The organism is Curtobacterium sp. MCSS17_016, assembly GCF_003234255.2.
Classification (GTDB): Bacteria; Actinomycetota; Actinomycetes; order Actinomycetales; family Microbacteriaceae; genus Curtobacterium; species Curtobacterium flaccumfaciens.
In genome coordinates this window covers 3,801,202-3,823,576 of the sequence record NZ_CP126254.1, presented here as the reverse complement: position 1 = coordinate 3,823,576, position 22,375 = coordinate 3,801,202, and the positions used below count along the sequence as shown (strand labels likewise).

Genomic DNA, 22,375 nt, shown 5'->3' with positions numbered 1-22,375 from the left:
GTCGCGCTCGTCTCCAGGGGTCGTGTCGTGCGTTCGCTGCCGGACGAGGGTGCGTCCTGCGGGGTCGGACATGCCGTGGCGTCCTCGGCGACCGCACTCGGGACCAGGTCGTCGCCGGCGGATCGTCGGTGGCTCCGGGGGCTTCGTCGACGCCTCGTTGCCGCGGAGGTTCCCACAGGGTTGTCCACAGTGTTGTCCACGACCACCTCGAGCCGTCCGACAGGAGTACTTCCCTGTCGTACCGGCCATCGGGGCGATCGATCACACCACTGTAAAGGACCGGACCGAGTCCCACCGAACGGAAGTTGTCCCCAATGTGGAGAATGGGCTCGAGCAGCGGCAGACCCGACGGCGCCGACGCAACCGGTCCGGGCGGGGTTTGACCTGCTCGCCGCTGTCACGTACCGTTAACCAGTTGACTGCGGCCCTTTGGTCGCGCCCATCTGCGTCGTTCGACACCCGGACGGCTACACATACGTGACGGCTCGCCGCGAGCAGCCGTGTGGAGAACATCATGAGCAAGCGCACCTTCCAGCCGAACAACCGCCGCCGCGCCAAGAAGCACGGCTTCCGCCTCCGCATGCGGACGCGTGCCGGCCGCGCCATCCTGTCGGCGCGCCGCGCCAAGGGCCGTACCGAGCTCTCGGCCTGATCAGGCTCATCGCCTGATCCGGTCCTCGGTCTGACCCCGGCGTCGCAGTGTTGGCCAGCGCCAACCGCATCGTGCGCGGGGATGACTACCGGAACGTCGTGCGTCGTGGTCGCAAGAGCGCCACGGCGCACGTCGTCGTGTCCGTGGTCCGTCAGCCGGTCGACCGCAACGGACCGACGCGGTTCGGCTTCATCGTCGCGAAGACGGTGGGGAACGCCGTGACACGGAACCTGATCAGGCGGCGGCTCAAGGCGATCGCGCACGACCTGCTCGACGAGACCCCACAGGGCTTCGACGTGGTGGTCCGTGTACTGCCAGCCGCATCGCAGGCCGGATGGCCTACCCTGCTCGAAGACGTCACGCGCTCCTTCGCGCGCGGGGTGGAGAAGGCAGCATGAACCGCACTCTGTGGACCCGGCTTGCCTGGGTCATCGCGTTGCTCCCACGCAACGCGTGCGTCGTCGTGCTCCGGGCCTACCGTGCGGTGATCTCTCCGCTGTACGGCAACGTCTGCCGCTACCACCCGTCGTGCTCCCGGTACGCCCTCGACGCGATCCAGCAGTACGGCGTCGTCCGCGGATCCGCCATGGGCGCCTGGCGCATCGCCCGTTGCAACCCCTGGGCTGCTGGTGGCATCGACGACGTCAAGGAACGCCGTCACCCGTTCGTCGTCAACCGGTTCGGGTTCGTCCTCGCGCCGATCCCGCAGCAGCCGCACCCCGCGGTCGGAACGGCCCGGCCGGTCCTGCTCCCCCAGCGCACTCGAAAGGCGTAGCCGTCCCCATGGACATCATCGGATTCGTCCTCTGGCCGCTCAAATGGGTGGTCTCGGCCATCCTCGTCGGCTTCCACTGGATCTTCGAGAACATCGGCATGGACCCGAACGAGGGCATCACGTGGGTGCTCTCGATCATCTTCTTGACGTTCGTCGTCCGCGCAGCGTTGATCCCGATCTTCGTCCGGCAGATCAAGTCGCAGCGCCGCATGCTCGAGGTCGCGCCGCAGCTCAAGAAGATCCAGGACAAGTACAAGGGCAAGAAGGACCAGTTCTCGCGTGAGGCCATGAGCCGCGAGACGATGGCGCTCTACAAGGAGACCGGGACCAACCCGCTCAGCTCCTGCCTGCCGCTGCTGCTGCAGATGCCGATCTTCTTCTCGCTGTACTCGGTGCTGCACGAGGCCCAGATCAACAAGACGGGCATCGGCCTGCTGACGAACGACCTCGCGGCGTCGTTCGGCAACGCGGCCCTGTTCGGTGCTCCCCTGCACGAGACGTTCACGAACGCCTCCGGGTGGGAGGTCCGTGCGATCGCGGGCTTCATGATCGTCGTGATGACGGCGTCGCAGTTCATCACGCAGCTGCAGCTCGTCGCCAAGAACATGTCGCCGGAGACCAAGGAGTCTCCGATGTACCGCCAGCAGAAGATGATGCTGTACATCCTCCCGCTGGTCTTCGTGATCTCGGGTCTGAGCTTCCCCCTCGGCGTCATGTTCTACTGGCTGGCCTCGAACCTCTGGACGATGGCGCAGCAGTACTTCGTCATCCGCAGCATGCCGACCCCCGGCTCCGAAGCCGCACTGGCTCGTGAAGCCCGCCTGGCCAAGAAGGCACAGCGTCGCGGGACGGCCACCCCGGTCCTGGCCGAGGCCGGTGCCGGCGCCGGTGCGACGGAGATCGAGCCCGTGCGCGTCACCACCCAGCGTCAGCAGCCGGTCGGCAAGCAGCGCCAGAAGAAGAACGGGAAGAAGTAAGTGACCGAGCAGGACACCGCAGGCGCCGTCGAGACGACGGAGATCGAGACCGAGGACGCCCGCGACGAGGCGGACATCGCAGCGGACTACATCGAGGAACTCCTCGACATCTGCGACCTCGACGGCGACATCGAGATCGAGGAACGCGCCGGTCGGGTGTACCTGTCCGTCACCGATGACGGCGAGGCACTCCGCGTGCTGTCGAAGCCCGACACCGTGACGGCGCTGCAGGAGCTCACCCGGATCGCCGTGCAGGCCGAGACCGGCGAGTTCAGCCGGCTCATCCTCGACGTCGGTGGCTCGCGGGACGCCCGTGCTGACGAGCTCCAGCGGCTCGTGGACACGGCTGTCGAGCGCATCGAAGCCGGTTCGTCGTCGGCTGCGCTCCCCCCGATGTCGTCGTACGAACGCAAGCTCGTGCACGATCTGGTCGCTGAGAAGGGCTTCCACTCGGAGTCCGAGGGTGAGGGTCGGGACCGCCACACGGTCGTCACCCGATGACGGACGCACCCGTCCCGACCGATGCAGCCCCGGTGCTCGAGGCTGAGCCCGCGGCGGCTGCAGCACTCTTCGGTGACCAGATCGAGGTTGCGCGCTCGTTCACCAACGAGCTCGCGCGGCGGGGTGAGGAGCTGGGCCTGATCGGCCCGCTCGAATTGCCCCGCCTCTGGACGCGACACATCCTCAATTCCGCGTTGCTCGCACCCCTCCTGGAGGCCCGGGGTCGCGTTGCCGACGTCGGTTCAGGAGCAGGATTGCCGGGTCTCGTGCTCGCGATCGCACGTCCGGACGTCGAGTTCGTCCTCATCGAGCCGATGGAGCGCCGGACGGATTGGCTTCGCAGTGAGTCTGATCGGCTCGGCTTGCAGAACGTCACGGTGCTCCGCGGCCGTGCTGAGGACGTAGCGGACGACGTCGTGGTCGACCAGGTCACCGCACGCGCCGTCAGCGCCCTGTCGAAGCTCATCCCCCTCACGGTGCCGCTGGTCCGCTCCGGCGGCCAGCTCATCCTGATGAAGGGTGCGCGGGTCGACGAAGAGATCGAGAAGGCCCGGAAGGTCATCCTTCGGAAGCGCCTCTCTGATGTCGAGGTGCTCGAGCTCGGAGAAGGTGTGGTCGACGAGACCACCCGCGTCTTCCGGGCTACAGTTGACTGACGCTGCGGCTCGGGCCGGGACATCCGGCCGCCAGTGGCTCCGCGTTCCACGTGAAACATCGAACCGGGGAAGAGGCACTCGTTGAGTTCATCGACCGACTACGACGCGTCGACACCGCTCGCTCGCGAGATCGCCGACCTGAACCGTCGCCGCCGCGCGATCGCCACGCAGCAGTTCCCGCTCCCTTCTGAGACACGGATCATCACCGTCTCGAACCAGAAGGGTGGCGTCGGCAAGACGACGACGACCGTCAACCTGGCAGCGGGCCTCGCCCATGGCGGCGCTCGTGTCCTGGTCATCGACCTGGATCCGCAGGGCAACGCGTCAACCGCGCTTGGCGTCGATCACCAGGCGGAGGTCGCGAGCATCTACGACGTGATCGTCGATGAGGCACCGATGGCCGACACTGTGCAGGCCTCCCCTGAGTCGGACACCCTCTGGTGTGTGCCGGCCACCATTCACCTCGCCGGGGCCGAGATCGAGCTCGTGTCACTGGTGGCACGTGAGCAGCGTCTCCGGACCGCGCTCGACATGTACCTGCAGTCGCTGGACGAGCCGTACCACTACGTCTTCATCGACTGCCCGCCGTCGCTGGGCCTGTTGACGATCAACGCCTTCGTTGCCGCGCAAGAGGTACTGATCCCGATCCAGTGCGAGTACTACGCGCTCGAAGGACTGAGCCAGCTGCTGCGGAACATCGAGCTGATCGAGCGACACCTCAACCCGAACCTCCGAGTCTCGACGATCCTGTTGACCATGTACGACGGCCGCACGAACCTGGCGAACCAGGTGGCGAATGACGTCCGGGAGCACTTCGGTGACCAGGTCCTCAAGGCGATGATCCCCCGCTCCGTCCGCGTGAGCGAAGCACCGAGCTACGGCCAGAGCGTCGTCGCGTATGACGTGAACTCCACTGGGTCGCTGTCCTACCTGGAAGCGGCCGCCGAGATCGCAGCACGAGGAGCGAAGCACTGATGGCACCGAAGCGAACCGGACTCGGCCGAGGCATCGGCGCCCTGATCCCGACGGCGACCGATCAGCACGACCGTCCCGTCGACGTGTTCTTCCCGACCGGTGGATCGCCGGCATCCGCTCCGACGGCAGATGAGCTGGTGGCCGTGCCGGGAGCCCGACTCGCAAACCTCAATCCGCTGGACGTGATCCCGAACGCGCAACAGCCGCGGAAGGAGTTCCGCGAGGAGGAGCTCCAGGAACTCGTGCACTCGATCCGCGAGATCGGTGTCCTGCAGCCCATCGTCGTCCGGCCGGTCCCCGGCGCGACGGGGACTGAGCCCCAGTACGAGCTCATCATGGGTGAGCGCCGTCTACGGGCCACGAAGGAACTCGGCCTGAGCACGATCCCGGCGATCGTCAAGGACACCCCCGACGACGCGATGCTGCGCGACGCGCTGCTGGAGAACCTCCACCGGGCACAGCTCAACCCCTTGGAAGAGGCGTCGGCGTACCAGCAGCTCCTCGCGGACTTCGGGATCACCCAGGAACAGCTCGGACAGCGCATCGGTCGATCGCGCCCGCAGATCACGAACACGATCCGACTCCTGCGGCTCCCCTCCCCCGTGCAGCGGCGAGTGGCCGCAGGCGTGCTCTCTGCCGGACATGCTCGTGCCATCCTCGCCGCTCCGGACGCCGAGGCGATGGAGTACCTCGCCGAGAAGATCGTCAACGAGGACTTGTCCGTCCGTGCTGCTGAGGCAATCGCGCAGCAACTCTCCGCGAAGTCGCCCACGGCGAAGCCGAAGACCGAACCGTCGAAGCGTCAGGCGCACTTCAACGATCTCGCTGAGCGGCTCGGCGACCGCCTGAACACGCGGGTGAAGATCGCAGTCGGTGCTCGCAAGAGTTCCGTCACGATCGACTTCGCGAACGGCGACGACCTGAACCGGATCCTCGGTGAGCTCGGGGTGGAGGACCTCGAGGGCTGAACCAGCTTCGTGCGGCTCTGTGCGGCGCTGTGACGCCCTAGGACGCCCGGGCCGGGGTAGGCGCACCCACGACTCATTTCTGCAGCCCTGGTGGCAACGCAGCGTGCCCAGCGGCTGCTCCAGCAGTGAGGGTGGTGGGCCTCAGGTGAGATGGTGGTGACGTGACCACTATCGGCTCGCCCTTCATGCCGGCGGTTCGAGGGAGATTCCTCCGCGCGGTCGACCCGAGGTTTCGGGAGTTCGCTCTCGCGGGATCGCGTTCCGCCGGCCGCTACTCCAGAGCGGACGAGCCAACGCTGTACCTCAGCTCTTCAGTTGACGGGTAGCGTGCCGCGATGATCGCCCACAATGACGCCCGGCCTGGTTCGCTGGACATCGTCGCGATCGACGTCGAGGCGTCCGGCATCGTCGATCTGCGCGATGCGAGCGCCTTGGAGGCAGTCGGTATCGACCTCGAGGACGGCTTGGCTCCCTGGCAGGCCGACGCCGATGCCAGGGGGGCGCCGCGGTCCTGGATGGTGCGTGACCGCCTCATCGAAGTCGGTGCGAACGGTTTGATCGACCCGTCGCGGAAGAGCCCGGGCCACTGGCACCTGGTGCTGTTCCGGTGGAACATGGCGGAAGCGCCGAGTGTCCGCCTGCTCGATACACCCTGCTTCGGCCAGTGAAGCGACGTTCCACGTGGAACATCGAGGCTCGGCCGCACAGCAGGCGGGACACGATGTGCCGGTGTTCCACGTGGAACATCGGTCGGGACCGATCAGGCGCGGTGGTCCCGGATGGCCTGCTCGGCGAGCTCGGCGTAGGTCCAGCCGAGGTCGAACCCGGACGCGGACAGCGCCTGCGGCAGCAGTGACGTCTCGGTGAGCCCGGGGAGCACGTTCGCCTCGAGGAACCAGGGCGTCCCGGCCCCGTCGATGATCAGGTCGACGCGGGACAGATGCCGGAGTCCCAGAGCTACGTGCGCGGCCACCGCAGCCTCCGAGGCTGCTCCGGCGAACTCGTCGGACAGTCGTGCGGGGGTGTAGAAGGTCGTCTCCCCCGCGTTGTAGCGCGCTTCGAAGCCGTAGATCCCGTTGCGCGGCACGATCTCCACGGCGGAGAGCGCCACGGGGCCGTCGCCGGTGTCGATGATCCCTACGGCGACCTCGGTCCCCCGGATGAGCTGCTCGACCACGACATCGTCGCAGTACGTGTACGCCGTCACCATGGCCCGGGGCAGGTCCTTGACGTCGTCGACGAGGGTCACGCCCTGCGCACTCCCGCCGCGCGCCGGCTTCACCGCGAGCGGCACCGGGTGCTCGGTTGCGATGGCCTCGAGGACACCGACGGCACCGAGCTCACGGAAGACGTCGTGGGACAGCGTCACCGAACGAGGGGTACGGACGCCGGCGCGGGCGACCAGTGCTGACGCCGTGGGCTTGTCCCATGCCAACCGAGCCGACGTCGAACGTGAGCCGACGAACGGGATGTCCACAGCCTCCAGGATGCCCCGCAGGGCCCCGTCCTCTCCGGAGGCGCCGTGCAGCGCCGGCCACACGACGTCCGGGCGTGATTCGGTGAGAGCCGGCAGGAGCATCGCGTCGGCGTCGCGCAAGTCCACCTGCCAGCCGTAGCCGGTCAGTGAGTCGGCGACCCGACGACCGGAGCGGAGGGAGACATCTCGTTCGTGCGAGATGCCTCCGGCGACGACGACGACGTGACGACGGGTGAGCTCGGCCATGCGGGGTCCTCCGGTGTGGAACTGCGGTGCTGTGCGATCAGTACCGAGGAAAGCGCTGATCAGGAGATGTTCGGGGGCGGTGCACTGACGGACGACGTCTCGCGGACCACGGTGTTCGGGCGGGTCGTCGGGCCGAACGTCTCGATCAGTTCGAGCTCGTCGTTGACGACGTTGGCCAGACGCTTGACGCCCACCCGGATCTGCTCCGGGGTCGGGTAGCAGAACGACAGACGGATGTGTCCGCCTCCGCGTCCGTCGGCGTAGAAGGCCGTGCCGGGCGTGTAGGCCACGAGCTCCTTGACCGCGCGCGGCAACATGCCCTTGGAGTCGAGTGACTCGGGCAGGGTCAGCCACACGAAGAAGCCGCCGTTCGGCTTCGTCCAGGACAGGTCGGGCAGGAACTCCCCCAGTGCGGACAGCATGGCGTCACGACGCTCGGCGTAGATGCCCCGGAAGGTGTCGACCTGACCCTTCCAGTCCGCGGCGTCGAGGTACGCGTTCACGACGTACTGGCCGAAGGAGTTCGGCGCGAGGACAGCTGATTCGTTGGCGAGCACGAGCTTCTCGCGGATGGCGTGCGGCGCGAGTGCCCAGCCGACGCGGAAGCCCGGTGCGAGGGTCTTCGAGAAGGAGCCGAGGTACACCACGCCCTCTTCGTCGATCGATCGGATCGCCTGCGGCGCCGGCTCGTCGAACCACAGGAGGCCGTACGGGTTGTCCTCGAGCACGAGGATGTTGTTCGACCGGCAGATGTCGAGCACCTCGATGCGGCGCTCGCGGCTCATGGTGACGCCGGCGGGGTTGTGGAAGTTCGGTATCGTGTAGAGGAACTTGATCCGCTTGCCCTGGGTGCGGAGGTTCGCGATCGCCTCGCGCAGCGCCTCGGGGACGAGACCGAGTTCGTCCGTCGTGACGTGCACCGTCTCGGCCTGGTACGACCGGAAGACCCCGATCGCGCCGACGTACGACGGTGACTCGGCGAGCACGACGTCACCCGGGTCGATGAACAGTCGTGTGACGAGGTCGAGGGCGTGCTGCGAGCCCGTGGTGACCACGACGTCCTCGGCGCTGGCACGGATGCCCTCGAGGCTCATGACGTCCACGATGTGCTCGCGGAGGGACCGCAGCCCCTGTCCGCCGCCGTACTGGAGCGCCATGGCGGAGTGCTCGTTCATGACACGGTCCAGGGAGCCCGTGACGAGCTCTCTGGGCAGCGCGGAGACGAACGGCATGCCGCCGGCCAACGAGACCACTTCGGGGCGCGAGGCGACGGCGAACAGGGCTCGGACCTCGGAGGCGCTCAGCCCGGCGGTGCGCTGGGCGTAGGAGTCGTACCAGGGGTCGAGGCTGTTGCCGTTCGTCATCGAGTGCTCCGTTCAGTGGGACATTCCCGCCACACTACGACATCGGCCCGGGGAACCAGGGTTCCACGACGGGGCCGATCGTCATCCGGTGGCTCCGGACGAGAACGGCCCCGCTCTCCGGGGAGAGCGGGGCCGTTCGGGTGGGGCGACCTACGCGAGGAACTCGGCGAGGTCGGCCTCGAGCGCGGGCTTCGGCTTGGCGCCGATGACGGTCTTGACGACCTCGCCGCCCTTGAAGACCTTCATCGCCGGGATCGACGTGATCTGGTAGTTCATGGCCGACTGGGGGTTGTCGTCCACGTTGAGCTTCACGATCTCGATCTTGCCGGCGTGCTCTTCGGCGATCTGGTCGAGGATCGGCGAGACCGCGCGACACGGGCCACACCACTCGGCCCAGAAGTCGACGAGGATCGTCTTGTCGGACTTGAGGACCTCGTCCGAGAAGGTGGCGTCGGTGACAGCCTTGGCGTTGGACATGTGTGCTCCTTCGAGAAGTCGTTCAGGGGGTACAACGGCGATGCCGTCGTGGTATTCCGAGGCGGGTCAGGCCCGCGCGGCGATGACGTCGACCATGGCGGGCTCGGTCGGGGCGACGCCCTCGGCCTCGTCCGTCAGTGCGTCGTCGAGCTCGGCGAGGTACTTCTCGGCGTCGAGCGCGGCGACCGTGCCCGAACCGGCAGCCGTGATGGCCTGACGGTAGGACGGGTCGATGACGTCACCGGCGGCGAAGACACCCGGCAGGTTGGTCTTCGACGAACGGCCCTGGACGGCGATCGTGCCCTCGGGCGCGATGTCGATCTGGCCGTGGATCAGGTGCGTGCGCGGGTCGTTGCCGATCGCGATGAACAGGCCGTCCAGCGCGAGCTCGGACTCCTCGCCCGTCACGGTGTCCTTGAGCGTGACGCCCTCGACCGCGGTGTCACCCGTGATGCCGGTGACCTCCTTGTTCCAGGCGAACTCGATCTTCGGGTCGTTCATCGCACGGTCCTGCATGATCTTCGACGCACGCAGGGAGTCCTTGCGGTGGATGACCGTCACCTTGTCGGCGAAGCGGGTGAGGAACGTCGCCTCTTCCATCGCGGAGTCGCCACCACCGACGACGGCGATGTTCTTCTGTCGGAAGAAGAAGCCGTCGCAGGTCGCGCACCACGAGACACCGTGGCCGGACAGGCGCTCTTCGTCGGGGAGCCCGAGGTGACGGTAGGCCGAGCCGGTGGCGTAGATGACCGCGAGGGCCTCGTACGTCTCGCCGGAGCCGACGGTGACCTTCTTGACCTTGCCGGTGAGGTCGACGGAGACGGCGTCGTCGTACAGGACCTCGGCACCGAACTTCTCGGCCTGTTCCTGCATCTTGATCATGAGGTCGGGGCCCTGGATCCCTTCGGGGAAGCCCGGGAAGTTCTCGACCTCGGTCGTCTTGGTGAGTTCACCGCCCGTCTCGACACTGGAGGCGACGATGAGCGGCTTGAGCTCTGCGCGCGCTGCGTAGATGCCGGCGGTGAACCCGGCCGGGCCGGAACCGATGATGATGAGCTGGCGCATGCCTGATTGCCCTTCCGTTGCGTCTGACCGGGTCAACCCATCGTACCGGCGAGGCATTCCACACGCCCCGTGAGCGTGCGGTGCCCGGCAGGGATCAGCGGCCGAGCTTGCTGCGGAGCATCCGGACGGCGTTGCCGATCTCGCCGTTCTTCGCGACGACGAGGGCTCCGAAGTACACGGCCGCCATCACCGCGCCGGCGAGGACGAGGGTGATGGCCGCTCCGGTGAAGTCGGCCATCGCGAAGCCGCTCGCCGAGAACGACCCGAAGAAGTTCACGACGAGGAGTCCCACGACGCCCGCGATGAGCGCGGCGATGACGAACTGCACGTGCGAACGGGTGACCACGGGTCCTTCGATGCCACCGAGCCGCTTGCGGACGAGCACCAGGGCGACGATCGTCTGCGCGGTGCCCGCGAGGGTGGTGCACGCTGCGATCGCGACGCCGATCGTCTCGTTCGGGAGCGTGCTGACCGCGAGAGCACCGATCACGAACAGCACCGACTGGACGCACTGCATGAGGAACGGCGTCCGGTGGTCGTGCATCGCCCAGAAGACACGCTGGATGATGAACAGCATGCTGAAGAGCACGAGCCCCGGCATGTAGGCCAGCAGGACCGCGCCGATCGACAGCGCCCCGTCGAAGGTGTTGGAGAACATGCGTCCGAACGGCACGGCGACGACCATCAGCGCGATCGAGGCGAAGACGGTGAACAGTCCGACGATCCGCAGCGAGAGCGAAAGGTTCTTCCGCACGGCGTCGAGGTCGCCGCGTTCCGCGTCGTGGCTCATCCGTGTGAAGTACGCCGTCGCGATGGAGACCGTGATGATCGAGTGCGGCAGCATGAAGAGCAGCCAGGCGTTCTGCAGCACCGCGTTGCCCGCGGCACCGGAACCCAGCGATGCGACGCGCGACTGCACGATGCCGGCCAGCTGTGTGACGAGGATCATCGCGAAGAGCCACCCGGCCGCCGTGCCCGTCGACTTCAGGCCGACGCCACGCCAGCGGAAGTCAGGTCGGAAGCTCAGGCCCGCCCGGCGCCAGAAGAACGGCAGGAAGGCGGCCTGAGCGAGCACGCCCAGGGTCGCACTGCCGGCGAGGACGGCGATCTTGAGCGGAGTCCAGTCGTCGACGCCGGAGTTCGCGGCCCTGCCACCGAACATGGCGATGAAGACGACGAGCCCGGCGATCGAGATGACGTTGTTGATGAGCGGCGCCCACGTGAACGGGCCGAACACCTGCTTCGCGTTGAGGACCTCGCCGAGCAGGGAGTACATCGCGTAGAAGAGGATCTGCGGCAGGCACCAGAACGCGAACGCCACTGCGAGGTCGATCTGACCGGGCGTGAACCCCTTGCCCTCGCCTGACGCCGTCTGCGCGTACACCTGCACGAGCAGTGGGGCGATGAGTGTCGCGACGACGGCGATGACGATGAACAGGGATCCGCCGAGCGTCACGATCTTGTTGACGTAGGCCGTGCCACCGTCGGTGTGCTGCTTCATCGCACGCACGATCTGCGGGATGAGCACGGCGGACAACAGGCCACCCGCGATCAGCGCGTAGATGTTGTTCGGGAGCTGGTTGGACACCGCGAACGCGTCCGCCGCCGGTGACTGCGTCTGCCCGATCGCGTACGCCAGCACGAAGGTCTTCGCGAAGCCGAGGATGCGCGACAGCATCGTGCCGGCGGCCAGCATCGCGCTCGCCCGGCCGAGGCTGCGCTCGGCGACCGGCTCGGCGTCGACGTCGGGCTGGGGCTGGCTGGTGCTGATGGTCGGCTCCTCGGGGTCGCGGTCGTCCGCGACGGTGTTGCGTACGGCGTCGGACGGGAGGCCCGGCTCGGCTCCGGCGCGCGCGATGGCGTCCTGCAGGGGGCCCTGGTCCACCGCCGTGGTCGCCGCTGCAGCTGGGGCTGCGGCCACCGCTCCGGTGGCCGTGCCGGCCGTGGACGCGGCCACGCTGGGTGCGGGGGCCGCTCCGGAGCGGTGATCCGTGCCTCCAGACCGGGTGGTGGAGGCCTGCGCGCCCCCGACCGTCGGCTGGACCGCCAGGGGGCGGTTCGGGTCGTCGTCGTCCTCGTCGTCGAGTTCGCCGTTGCGGCGGCGGATGCGCTTGCGGATGCTGCGGAAGATGCCGAAGCCGAAGATGCCGATCAGGGCGATCGCGGCGGCCGCGGTGATGACGGTCTCCCACTGCGCCTGCACGTTCAGCTCGACGGTCGCGGGCTGGGCCACGGCGACGCCGGTCGGGCTCGAGAGCGACATCGTCAACTCGACCTTGCCGTTCGCGACCGACTGCACGGGGACGGTCGCGCGGGTGGAGGAGTCGGGCTGGATCTCGACGACGATGTCGTTGCGGACCACCCGCAGCGCCGAGTTGGACGGCTGCACGGACAGGTGCACCGTGACCGGGTAGGCGGAGCTGTTGCGGATGGACACCGGCAGGGAGGACCGGTCGCCGAGCAGGGTGAGGCTGCTCGAGTCGACGATCCCGACCTCGGTGGTGCTCTTCGCCCAGGCGGCCGTGCGGGCCTCCACCGCGGCGGCGAGCCCCTGGTCGTCGTCGCGCCACGCGTTCGAGGCAAGCGCGAGCAGACGGAGCCGGGCGGGCGCGGTGAGCTGGTTCGGGTCGCCGAGGATCGTCGCGAACGCGGAGAGCCCCTGTTCCCCCCGCACGAGTCGCTGCAGCTGGTCGATGCGGGCCTCGCCGGTGGACGCGCTGGCGAGCGTGAGCGACCCGGCGACGGCCTTCGAGGCGGTGGAGAGGTCGGCCGGGGCGACCCAGGCGGTGCTCTCGAGGGCGTCCAACGCCTGGCTGAGCCGGGTGGAGTCGGACGGCCACTCACGCCCGAGGGTCAGCAGGATCGGCCCCGTGGCAGTGGCGGCACGAGCCGAGGTCGCCAGCGTCGCGGTGAGCTCGGACATCGTCGACGACCAGGTCTGCCGGTCGGTGGCGGCGGCGGCTCGGCGGAGCATCGACGACATCGACTGGTCGGAGACGAGCACGTGGTCGTCGCCGATCTTCTCGGACGCGGTGATGGTGGTGTCCGCGCCGGCCGAGGTGTTGCCGCTCGAGACGATGGTGGTCTTCGTGCCGGCACGCTCGAGGGCGGGCAGGTCGGAGGAGGACACCGTCCCCTCGGTCGGCCAGGCGATCGAGTCCATGGAGTACGGGAAGTCGAGCAGGGACTCCGTGGTCGGCAGCGTCTCCTGCGCCTGGTCGGCACCGTCGTCGGTCGTGGTGCCGTCGCTCGAGGCCTCGGTGGGGGCCGGCGACGAGGTCTGCCCCGGTGTGGCCGTCGGAGTCGGTGCCGGGGTCTCGGCGCCGGGGAAGTTCTCGGACTTGACGGACTGGTCGAGGGAGATCGGCGACAGGATGCCGTCGGACCCGGCCTGGCGCAGGCCGGTGACGTCGGCGTCGGCGTAGGGCAGCGCGAAGGTCTCGTTGCGCAGTGCTTCGAGACGCTGCAGCCAGGTGATCGCACTCGACGGGGCGTTGTCGCCGAGGATCCGGATCGAGGCGATGATCCGCGGGTCCACCGCCACGGCGACGTTGTGGTCCTCGGCGGCGTCGAGCTGCTGCGTGAGCGTGCCGTCGACCGAGGTCGCTGCGGCCAGCACGGGGGCGGTGAGGATGCCGTCGGTCGACTTCGGCACGGTGATCGGCATCGCGACGGAGACGCTGACCGGGGCCTGTTCGAAGTCCGGGTACCAGGTGATCGCGGAGCGGTCGACGGCGAAGGCGTCGCCCGCCGTGTACTCGGCCGCGATGCGTCGCGCGCCGAACGAGGAGTACCCGCCGAGCGCCACGTTGCCGGAGACGATCTCGACCGAGTCGATGGTGATCGAACGGTGCGCCGGGATCGCCGGGATGTCCACGGAGTCCATCGGGGCGCCGAGGTAACCGGTCGTGGTGGTGTCGCTGAGCCAGTTCGCCAGGACGTCGCGCGTGCTCACCGAGCGGAAGATGTCGAACTCCGCGGTGCCGGCCGGCAGCGCTGCGTCGGTGTCGTTCGTGACGGTGACCGACAGGGTGAGGTCCTGGTCGCGCTGGACGACGCCACGGTTCGCGGGGGCGATCGAGATGGTCGCCTTGCCCGCGTCTGCGGCGGCCGGATCGGCGACGTGGCTCTTGGCTGCGGACACCGTGGCGGCCGAGGCGTGATCGGTGGCGACGGGCGCGACGACCAGGCCGAGCGCGACGAGGGTCGACGCGGCTGCGGCGAGCGTGGTGCGGAGCATCTGCATACGGGGAGCGGGCCACGGGGTCGGTTCGGGCCGAGCACGAGTGTATGAGGCGTGACCATGAACAGGTCCCGTGCGCGCGCGGCTTGTGGAGAACTCGGGGCCTCGATCTGGGAGGATGAGCACCGTCATGCAGTCCGTTGCCCAGGCCGTCGAACGACTCGACGCACTCGCCACCACCGAGCCCGTCGACCTCCTCGCTCGGGCCTTCGCCGACGCCGGGCACGAACTCGCCCTCGTCGGCGGCCCCGTCCGTGACGCGTTCCTCGGCCGTCCGGTGACCGATCTGGACTTCACCACCGACGCCCGGCCTGACGAGATCCTGCGGATCGTCGAACCCATCGCGAGTGCCACCTGGGACGTCGGTCGCCAGTTCGGCACCATCGCCGCACGGGTCGCCGGCGAGCAGGTCGAGATCACCACGTACCGCAGCGACGTCTACGACGGCGAGACCCGCAAGCCCGAGGTCGCGTTCGGCGACACCATCGAGGACGACCTGCTCCGTCGCGACTTCACCGTCAACGCGATGGCCCTGCGGCTGCCGGACCGCGAGCTCGTCGACGTGCACGGCGGCGTCGAGGACCTGCTCGCCGCACGGCTCCGGACGCCCCAGACCGCGGTCGTCTCGTTCCGCGACGACCCCCTGCGGATGATGCGCGCCGCACGGTTCACGTCCCAACTGGGCTTCACCGTCGACGACGACGTGCGGGCCGCGATGCAGGAACTCGTCGCATCGATCGACATCGTGTCCGCCGAGCGGGTCCGCGACGAGCTCGTCAAGCTGCTCAACACGGACGACCCGGTCCCCGGCCTCCGGCTGCTCGTCGAGACCGGCCTCGCCGAGCGGTTCCTGCCCGAGCTGCCCGAGATGCGGCTCGAGGTCGACGAGCACCACCACCACAAGGACGTCTACGAGCACTCGCTCACCGTGCTCGAGCAGGCCATCGGGTACGAGGCCGAGCGGCACGCCGGCGATCCCCCGGACACCGTGCTCCGGCTCGCGGCGCTGCTGCACGACATCGGCAAGCCCGCGACGCGCAAGCTCGAGCCCGGCGGCGCCGTGAGCTTCCACCACCACGACCTGGTCGGTTCGAAGATGGCGAAGAAGCGACTCCGCGCGCTCCGCTTCGACAACGACACCATCGCCGCGGTGTCCCGCCTGATCGAGCTGCACCTGCGCTTCTTCGGGTACACCGAGGGCGCCTGGACCGACTCCGCCGTCCGTCGCTACGTCCGCGACGCCGGACCCCAGCTCGAACGGCTGCACGAGCTCACTCGATCGGACGTCACCACCCGCAACCGCCGCAAGGCCGACCGGCTGGCGTTCGCCTACGACGACCTCGAGGACCGCATCAAGGTGCTGTCCAAGCAGGAGGAGCTCGAGTCGATCCGTCCGGACCTGACCGGCGACGACATCATGCGGATCCTCGACATCCCGCCGGGGCGTGCCGTGGGCGAGGCCTACCGGTTCCTGCTCGAGGCCCGGATGGACGAAGGGCCCCTCGGGCCGGAGACGGCCGAGGAGCGCCTGCGCGAGTGGTGGAGCACCCGAGGCGACACCGGCGCCTGAGGCGACACCAGCACCTGAGGCGACGCGGCGCCTGAGACGCGACCGCCTGACGGGCGGGACCGCTCTCCACAGGCCGGTGGCGCGCCTCCAGGCAGTCCGGTAGGCTACCCAGGTTGCCCCTCGCGCACCTGCGTGGTCTGGGGCACATGCATCAACCCTCCTGCCCCGGGAACCGCCCGGGGCCGCTGAGACCAGAGGAGGTGGGTTCCGCATGCACCAGTACGAACTGATGGCGATCCTCGACCCCGAGATCGATGAGCGCACCGTCGCTCCCAGCCTGGACAAGTTCCTGGCCGTGATCCGCAACGCGGGTGGCACCGTCGACAACGTGGACGTCTGGGGCCGTCGCCGGCTCGCTTACGAGATCGCGAAGAAGTCCGAGGGCATCTACGCCGTCGTCGACTTCACGTCGTCGCCCGAGGCCGCCAAGGAGCTCGACCGTCAGCTCGGTCTCTCCGAGGCCGTGCTCCGCACGAAGGTCCTCCGCGCTGAAGAGGGCATCGCGCAGGTCGCCGCCCAGAAGCAGCGTGACGAGGCTCGCGCGGCCCGCAAGGCCGCCAACGCCTCCGCAACCGCGACCGCGAGCGCCGAGTAACCCGTGGCCGGCGAAACCGTCATCACGGTGGTGGGCAACCTCACCGCGGACCCCGAGCTGCGCTACACGCAGAACGGGCTCGCCGTGGCGAACTTCACCATCGCGTCGACCCCTCGCACGTTCGACCGTCAGGCGAACGAGTGGAAGGACGGCGACGCGCTGTTCCTCCGTGCGAGTGTGTGGCGCGAGTTCGCCGAGCACGTGGCGGGGTCGCTGACGAAGGGCTCGCGCGTCATCGCGCAGGGTCGTCTGCGTCAGCGTTCCTACCAGGACCGTGAGGGCCAGCAGCGCACGAGCATCGAGCTCGAGGTCGACGAGATCGGCCCGTCGCTCCGCTACGCGACCGCACAGATCACCCGCGCAGCGGGTGGCAGTGGCGGCGGTCGTGGCCAGGTCGGCGGCGGCGCCAGCGCCCCCGCAGGCAACGGCGGCGGCAACTGGAACAACAACGGTGGCGGTCAGTCGGACGCGCCCTGGTCTCCCCAGGGCGGCCAGCAGGGTGGCGGCAACGCACAGTCGAACGACGTGTGGAGCACCCCCGGCGGCAACTTCGACGACGAGACCCCGTTCTGATCGGAGCACGCAGCGCCGCCTGACAGCGGCAACTGCGAGTTCCGGACTGACCCTCCCGGTTCCGACGGACACACAACTTTTCTTCTAAGGACAAATCACTATGGCTGGAAAGAGCACCGGCGACCGCCGGAAGCCTCGCGGCAAGGGCGGCAAGAACGCTGCTCCCGCGAAGTCGATCAAGGTCGGCGTCATCGACTACAAGGACGTTGCGACCCTTCGCAAGTTCATCTCGGAGCGTGGAAAGATCCGCGCCCGTCGCATCACCGGCGTCTCCGTCCAGGAGCAGCGCCTCATCGCCCGTGCCGTGAAGAACGCCCGTGAGATGGCGCTCCTCCCCTACGCCGGCTCCGGCCGCTGATCGGAGGTCGACACATGTCGAAGCTCATCCTCACCCACGAGGTCTCCGGCCTCGGTTCCGCTGGTGACGTCGTCGACGTCAAGAACGGCTACGCCCGCAACTACCTCATCCCCCAGGGCTTCGCTGTCGCGTGGTCCAAGGGCGGCGAGAAGCAGGTCGAGTCGATCCGTGCCGCGCGTACCGCGCGCGAGCTCGCCACCATCGAAGAGGCACAGGACCTCAAGATGAAGCTCGAGAACGCGACCATCACCCTGTCGGTCAAGGCCGGCAAGGACGGTCGTCTGTTCGGCTCCGTCCGTCCGGGCGACGTCGCTGACGCCGTCCAGGCGCAGGGCGTCGGCTCGCTCGACAAGCGCAAGGTCGAGGTCCCCGCGACCATCAAGACCGTCGGTGACCACGAGGCCACCGTGCGCCTGCGCGAGGACATCACTGCCGTGATCTCGCTCAAGGTCGTCGCTGCCAAGTAGCACTGACGTTCCGCTCCACGACGGGCGGGTCTCCTCCGGGAGGCCCGCCCGTCGTTGCGTTCCGGGGGCGGTCGCGCGGCTTGTCCCACGACTGTCGCCGACATGGTCACGGGCCTGGAGGCGCGGCTCGACTCGGGCTGGCTGGTTACGGTTCAGACGTGGTCACGCTTGCTGGGAACGGGCCGAGAACTCTCCCCACAGGAGGGGTGCTTGTCAAGTCGTTTTACACAGTGGAGACGTGTCAAATCGGAACCTTCAAGGGGTACTTGAACCCCACTTTTCCACACACCGTGTGCAACAGAAAACCCCAGGTCAAATGGTCGAAAGTGTGTTCGTACGGGTCCTTTTCCACAGGCCAGTCCACAGTTCTCCACACAGCGCTCCGGCGTGTTCCGCAGGCTCTCCACAGAGTTATCCACAGGGCCGTTTGTTGGGGATAACTCTGGGGCCGTACGTTGGCCCAGCGACTCGGGGATGTCGGTTGCCGGGGGTAGAAACAGGGGTGCGGGTTCCGGCCGGTGGGTGCTGTCCCGCCGGTTCAGGTCCGTGTCGTCAACAGAGGAGAGCGTGTGTCGATCGCACATCTTGAGCCCGCACCGCAGGACTACGCGGAGCGCGGCATGGAACGCACCCCGCCGCACGACATGCTCGCGGAGCAGTCGACCATCGGTGGCATGCTCCTGTCGAAGGACGCCGTCGCCGACGTCATCGAGACCGCCCGTGGCGTGGACTTCTACGTCCCCAAGCACGAGGTCATCTTCGACGCGATCCTGTCGCTCTACTCGCACGGTGAGCCCACCGACGTCATCGCCGTCACCGACGAGCTGACCAAGACCGGGCTGCTGTCCCGCGCCGGCGGCGCCGAGTACCTGCACAGCGTCACGAGCATGGTTCCGACCGCCGCGAACGCCGGCTACTACGCCGGCATCGTCGCCGAGAAGGCCGTGCTCCGTCGCTTGGTCGACGCCGGCACCCGCATCGTGCAGATGGGTTACGCGTCGGAGGGTGAGGTCACCGACCTCGTCAACAGCGCGCAGGCCGAGGTCTACAACGTCGCCGGTGGTGTGCAGACCGAGGACTACGTCCCGCTGACCGACGCCATCTCGGCCGCGCTCGACGAGATCGAGGCCGCCAAGGGCCGCGACGGCCAGATGACCGGCGTGCCGACCGGGTTCGCGCAGCTCGACGGCCTGACGAACGGCTTCCACCCCGGACAGCTCATCATCGTCGCTGCCCGACCGGCCCTCGGTAAGTCGACGCTGGCGCTCGACCTGTGCCGCGCCGCCGCGATCAAGCACGACCAGACCGCCGCCTTCTTCTCGCTCGAGATGGGTCGCGCCGAGATCGCCATGCGTCTGCTCTCCGCCGAGACCAGCGTGCCGCTGCAGAACATGCGCAAGGGCACCGTGGACTCCCGCGACTGGACCACCATCGCGCAGACCCGCGGTCGCATCAACGACGCCCCGTTCTTCATCGATGACTCCCCCAACATGACGCTCGTCGAGATCCGCGCCAAGTGCCGTCGACTCAAGCAGCAGCACAACCTGAAGCTCGTGGTCATCGACTACCTGCAGCTGATGACCTCGGGCAAGAAGGTCGAGAGCCGCCAGCAAGAGGTCTCCGAGTTCTCGCGTGCCCTGAAGCTGATGGCCAAGGAGCTCCAGGTTCCGGTCATCGCCCTGTCGCAGCTGAACCGTGGTCCGGAGCAGCGTGCCGACAAGAAGCCGGCGATCTCCGACCTTCGTGAGTCCGGCTCCATCGAGCAGGACGCCGACATGGTCATCCTGCTGCACCGCGAGTCGGCGTACGAGAAGGACAACCCGCGTCAGGGTGAGGCGGACCTGATCGTGGCGAAGCACCGTAACGGACCGACGGACACCATCACTGTGGCGTTCCACGGGATGTTCTCGCGGTTCGTCGACATGCCGCAGTAGGCGCGTGGGCTGTCGTCCGCCAGCTAACTTGTCCGACTGCCACTCAACGTGTCTGAAATACGGAGATGGACACGTTGTTTGGCAGCGCGAACGGGTTGATCCGACCGCAAGGCGACTGAGCCTTCGTTCGTCCCGAGGCGTCCGTAAGGCGGAGGTGATTTGCGAAAGTTCGCGGACCACCCATGTGAGACAGCGTTGGCCTCGACGCAGGGCGGTAGGAGTCGGCGTCGTCTGCGGTACTCGTCAGCCGACTGGAGGACCGGCTATCGAGACAGGTCAGATAGCCCGCAACCGCTCGATGGTTCAGTAGGTTTGGGTCCAACGGGGGCGTCGAACAGGCGACGCAGGAGCGGGACCCCGGGTTCTCGACGACACGGGGCACGAACTCGAACGGTGCCTCGTGTGAACTCTTCCCGGCGAACACGACGAAGAGTCAACTGCTGGACCAGTGCTTCAGATAGCGTGCGGTTCACCATCAGCGCGGCTGTCGCGCGGGGTGATCGACCAGGAGACGGAGCAGCACATGTCACAGGAGGACAGCGCCCGCGCGGGCGCTCAAGCTGCCATCCCGGACGATGAGGTTTTGGACGTTGCGGTCGTGATGCCACGAGGGTCGACGTTCGCCAGCGTTTTGGGCGCGGTGGCAGGGTCCGAGCTCGGCGGATCCGCCACCAACGCCACCGCCTGGGGTGTGACCGGTGGACTCCTCGCCCAGCGAGCAAACAGCGCTCGGCGCGGCAGCTACCCGTCCATCGTGCTCGCGCTCTCGGCGACCCGGCTCTACGTCCTCGGCCGGAGCTCAACCGCGCTTCTTGGGGGATGGAAGGACCTTCATCCCGTTGCGCACATCGATCGGTCTCAGCTCACCGTGCGCAGGCACCACCGCGGCACCGTGTCGGTCATCGAACTCACCGACAACGCCACCGGTGTGACACTCGAGTTCGAATCGAAGACCATCGGCAGTCTCGGGCTCAGGGGCCTCCTCGGCACGATCGATCAAGGTCGGCCGCCACAGGCCTGAGCGCACGGGCAAGAGTTTTGCTCGTCGAGCACTAGGCAACGAGCCGCGTTCGCTGTACCTTTCGATCAGTACAGGAAGTTCTCGGGGGAATGCGATCAGGCACTCCCGCTCAGGCCCCGCTCGCAACCGCTGCGTGCTCTTCATGGGTCGACCGCGCAGCACTAGTTCGACGCAAGCCTGCCCATCTGCACCATCCGCGTAGGGAACGGAAAGCAGTCATGAACAAGCAGCAGCTGTCGAACGAAGTGCCGCCGACGGCCGGCTGGCGGGGATTCTGGGACCGAGGGGGGTTCTGGAAAGCCGTCCTCGCAGCCATCGTATATATCGGCTTGTACGAAGGCTTCTCCAGCTTCGTGCTCGCACCGCTCTTCGCTGACTCGGTCGATCCCAGTGACCCCCTCGCGAATCCGAGGAGTGTCTTCCTGGGCCTGACTGCTGCACTTATCTTCGGCAGCGTCGTCCTGGTCCTGTTCGGCCTCAGTCTCCGATGGATTCCGCGACCGCTGTTCGGCGCTCAGCCCGTCCGTGGACGCTGGTGGATGTGGCTCGCCCCGATCCTTGTCCTCATCCCGATCGTGTTCCACCTCATCGGCACCGACTACTCCCGCTACACCCCCAGCGTGGCCTTTACCATCCTCTTCACAGGCCTCTTCATCGGCTTCGCTGAGGAGGTCCTCTGCCGCGGATTCGTGGTCGTGCTCCTGCGACGGCACGGGTACAAAGAATGGGCGGTGATGGCGCTGTCGTCGATCATCTTCGGCCTCCTGCACTCCGCCAACGCGCTGGGAGGTCAGGCTGTAGGTTCCGTCGTGATCGAGGTGCTGTACGCGATCCCGTTCGGAGTCTGCATGTACATCACCCTGCGTGTCACTGGCCACATCATCTGGCCAATCCTGCTGCACGCGTTCACCGACCCGACGACGATCCTCGCAAGCGGGGGAATCGATAACTCGGTCGCGGGGACCTCGAACCTGCCGCTTCTGATCGCGACGATCGGAACGTTCGGATACCTCGCGTTCGCACTCGTCGCGTTCATCTCCACCCGCGGTGACGCAGAGGGACGCGCGGACGCACACGAGGGTCCTCGCCGTCACGCGGGCACCGGCATCGAGAACGAACGCTCGACGCACGGCACACCGACCGCCGCCTAGCGTCCGGCGTGCGGCCCGACAGCACTCCGCCGCGTGATGGGACCGCGGTGACGCCCGCGCACATTGTGAACCGTTGCAACATCTGTGTCGACGTCAGAATGGGGGCAATCGTGAGTGATCGCAGCCGCGCGGACGAATGGGATCGGCGTATGCCCGCTGACGGCCGTTGAGCGGTACAACCCTCGACCGGGCCTGCGTAGCTGGGTATAGACAGCAAGCTCCCGGCTCAACAAAGGGCCGAAGAACGGCCGCAGGCACGGCGCCGCTGCGCGGGGCGGGAAATGGGATGCAAGACGCTGCCGATGAGGCCGTGTTGGCGAGGTCAACACC

Annotated in this window: 22 protein-coding genes; 17 read left to right on the top strand and 5 right to left on the bottom strand. The window is 67.7% G+C overall.

Going from position 1 to position 22,375, the window contains the following annotated elements:
• Window positions 1-514: 514 nt before the first annotated feature.
• The 9 genes from rpmH (at window position 515) to DEJ19_RS18065 (ending at window position 6,172) form a co-directional block, all read left to right on the top strand.
• Window positions 515-652 carry a 50S ribosomal protein L34 gene (rpmH, locus tag DEJ19_RS18105; RefSeq protein WP_022889115.1) on the top strand — a complete coding sequence of 46 codons (138 nt, stop codon included), beginning with the start codon at window positions 515-517 and terminating at the stop codon, window positions 650-652.
• A gap of 47 nt (window positions 653-699) precedes the next feature.
• The gene (gene rnpA / locus DEJ19_RS18100; RefSeq protein ID WP_110863685.1) at window positions 700-1,050 is read left to right on the top strand and encodes a ribonuclease P protein component; all 351 of its coding nucleotides are present in this window, start codon (window positions 700-702) and stop codon (window positions 1,048-1,050) included.
• Complete coding sequence (gene yidD, locus DEJ19_RS18095; protein WP_017887819.1) at window positions 1,047-1,427, top strand: membrane protein insertion efficiency factor YidD; 381 nt, start codon at window positions 1,047-1,049, stop codon at window positions 1,425-1,427. The genes rnpA and yidD overlap by 4 nt, the downstream gene beginning before the upstream one ends.
• 8 nt (window positions 1,428-1,435) lie before the next feature.
• Window positions 1,436-2,404 (top strand): membrane protein insertase YidC, encoded by a 969-nt coding sequence (gene yidC, locus DEJ19_RS18090; protein WP_111094121.1) that lies wholly within the window; start codon window positions 1,436-1,438, stop codon window positions 2,402-2,404.
• Window positions 2,405-2,905: a Jag family protein gene (locus DEJ19_RS18085; protein ID WP_111232550.1), complete on the top strand. Its 501-nt coding sequence runs from the start codon at window positions 2,405-2,407 to the stop codon at window positions 2,903-2,905.
• The gene (gene rsmG / locus DEJ19_RS18080) at window positions 2,902-3,561 is read left to right on the top strand and encodes a 16S rRNA (guanine(527)-N(7))-methyltransferase RsmG (RefSeq protein WP_111232551.1); all 660 of its coding nucleotides are present in this window, start codon (window positions 2,902-2,904) and stop codon (window positions 3,559-3,561) included. The genes DEJ19_RS18085 and rsmG overlap by 4 nt, the downstream gene beginning before the upstream one ends.
• 81 nt (window positions 3,562-3,642) lie before the next feature.
• A complete protein-coding gene (locus DEJ19_RS18075; protein ID WP_269149421.1) occupies window positions 3,643-4,536 on the top strand; it encodes a ParA family protein in 894 nt (297 codons plus the stop codon).
• Window positions 4,536-5,504: a ParB/RepB/Spo0J family partition protein gene (locus DEJ19_RS18070; RefSeq protein ID WP_111232552.1), complete on the top strand. Its 969-nt coding sequence runs from the start codon at window positions 4,536-4,538 to the stop codon at window positions 5,502-5,504. Before DEJ19_RS18075 ends, DEJ19_RS18070 begins: the two co-directional genes overlap by 1 nt.
• Window positions 5,505-5,839: 335 nt before the next feature.
• On the top strand, window positions 5,840-6,172 hold the full coding sequence (locus DEJ19_RS18065; protein WP_220035287.1) for an RES family NAD+ phosphorylase: 333 nt from the start codon (window positions 5,840-5,842) through the stop codon (window positions 6,170-6,172).
• Between the two features lie 92 nt (window positions 6,173-6,264).
• Here DEJ19_RS18065 and DEJ19_RS18060 read toward each other — a convergent pair whose 3' ends face one another.
• The 5 genes from DEJ19_RS18060 to DEJ19_RS18040 form a co-directional block, all read right to left on the bottom strand.
• Window positions 6,265-7,227, bottom strand: coding sequence for a D-alanine--D-alanine ligase family protein (locus tag DEJ19_RS18060; protein WP_111045703.1), 963 nt, complete (start codon window positions 7,225-7,227; stop codon window positions 6,265-6,267).
• A gap of 59 nt (window positions 7,228-7,286) precedes the next feature.
• A complete protein-coding gene (locus tag DEJ19_RS18055; RefSeq protein WP_071404124.1) occupies window positions 7,287-8,591 on the bottom strand; it encodes an aminotransferase-like domain-containing protein in 1,305 nt (434 codons plus the stop codon).
• 150 nt (window positions 8,592-8,741) lie between these two features.
• Window positions 8,742-9,068 carry a thioredoxin gene (gene trxA / locus DEJ19_RS18050; protein ID WP_017887828.1) on the bottom strand — a complete coding sequence of 109 codons (327 nt, stop codon included), beginning with the start codon at window positions 9,066-9,068 and terminating at the stop codon, window positions 8,742-8,744.
• A gap of 66 nt (window positions 9,069-9,134) precedes the next feature.
• Window positions 9,135-10,133, bottom strand: a complete 999-nt coding sequence (gene trxB / locus DEJ19_RS18045) for a thioredoxin-disulfide reductase (protein WP_110863691.1) — start codon at window positions 10,131-10,133, stop codon at window positions 9,135-9,137.
• 94 nt (window positions 10,134-10,227) lie between these two features.
• Window positions 10,228-14,379 (bottom strand): DUF6049 family protein, encoded by a 4,152-nt coding sequence (locus DEJ19_RS18040; protein ID WP_220035288.1) that lies wholly within the window; start codon window positions 14,377-14,379, stop codon window positions 10,228-10,230.
• A 127-nt stretch (window positions 14,380-14,506) separates the two neighbouring features.
• Here DEJ19_RS18040 and DEJ19_RS18035 point away from each other — a divergent pair, with 127 nt between their 5' ends.
• From DEJ19_RS18035 to DEJ19_RS18000, 8 genes are all read left to right on the top strand, one after another.
• Window positions 14,507-15,946: a CCA tRNA nucleotidyltransferase gene (locus tag DEJ19_RS18035; protein WP_111094187.1), complete on the top strand. Its 1,440-nt coding sequence runs from the start codon at window positions 14,507-14,509 to the stop codon at window positions 15,944-15,946.
• 211 nt (window positions 15,947-16,157) lie between these two features.
• On the top strand, window positions 16,158-16,541 hold the full coding sequence (gene rpsF, locus DEJ19_RS18030) for a 30S ribosomal protein S6 (protein ID WP_027466903.1): 384 nt from the start codon (window positions 16,158-16,160) through the stop codon (window positions 16,539-16,541).
• A gap of 3 nt (window positions 16,542-16,544) precedes the next feature.
• The gene (locus DEJ19_RS18025) at window positions 16,545-17,114 is read left to right on the top strand and encodes a single-stranded DNA-binding protein (protein ID WP_027466902.1); all 570 of its coding nucleotides are present in this window, start codon (window positions 16,545-16,547) and stop codon (window positions 17,112-17,114) included.
• A 100-nt stretch (window positions 17,115-17,214) separates the two neighbouring features.
• Window positions 17,215-17,472, top strand: coding sequence for a 30S ribosomal protein S18 (rpsR, locus tag DEJ19_RS18020; protein ID WP_017887834.1), 258 nt, complete (start codon window positions 17,215-17,217; stop codon window positions 17,470-17,472).
• Window positions 17,473-17,486: 14 nt separating this feature from the next.
• Window positions 17,487-17,939 (top strand): 50S ribosomal protein L9, encoded by a 453-nt coding sequence (gene rplI, locus DEJ19_RS18015; protein WP_027466901.1) that lies wholly within the window; start codon window positions 17,487-17,489, stop codon window positions 17,937-17,939.
• Between the two features lie 569 nt (window positions 17,940-18,508).
• The gene (gene dnaB / locus DEJ19_RS18010) at window positions 18,509-19,873 is read left to right on the top strand and encodes a replicative DNA helicase (protein WP_031260130.1); all 1,365 of its coding nucleotides are present in this window, start codon (window positions 18,509-18,511) and stop codon (window positions 19,871-19,873) included.
• A 523-nt stretch (window positions 19,874-20,396) separates the two neighbouring features.
• Window positions 20,397-20,894: a hypothetical protein gene (locus DEJ19_RS18005; RefSeq protein ID WP_146250608.1), complete on the top strand. Its 498-nt coding sequence runs from the start codon at window positions 20,397-20,399 to the stop codon at window positions 20,892-20,894.
• A 218-nt stretch (window positions 20,895-21,112) separates the two neighbouring features.
• Window positions 21,113-22,045: a CPBP family intramembrane glutamic endopeptidase gene (locus DEJ19_RS18000; protein ID WP_111099681.1), complete on the top strand. Its 933-nt coding sequence runs from the start codon at window positions 21,113-21,115 to the stop codon at window positions 22,043-22,045.
• Window positions 22,046-22,375 lie beyond the last annotated feature (330 nt).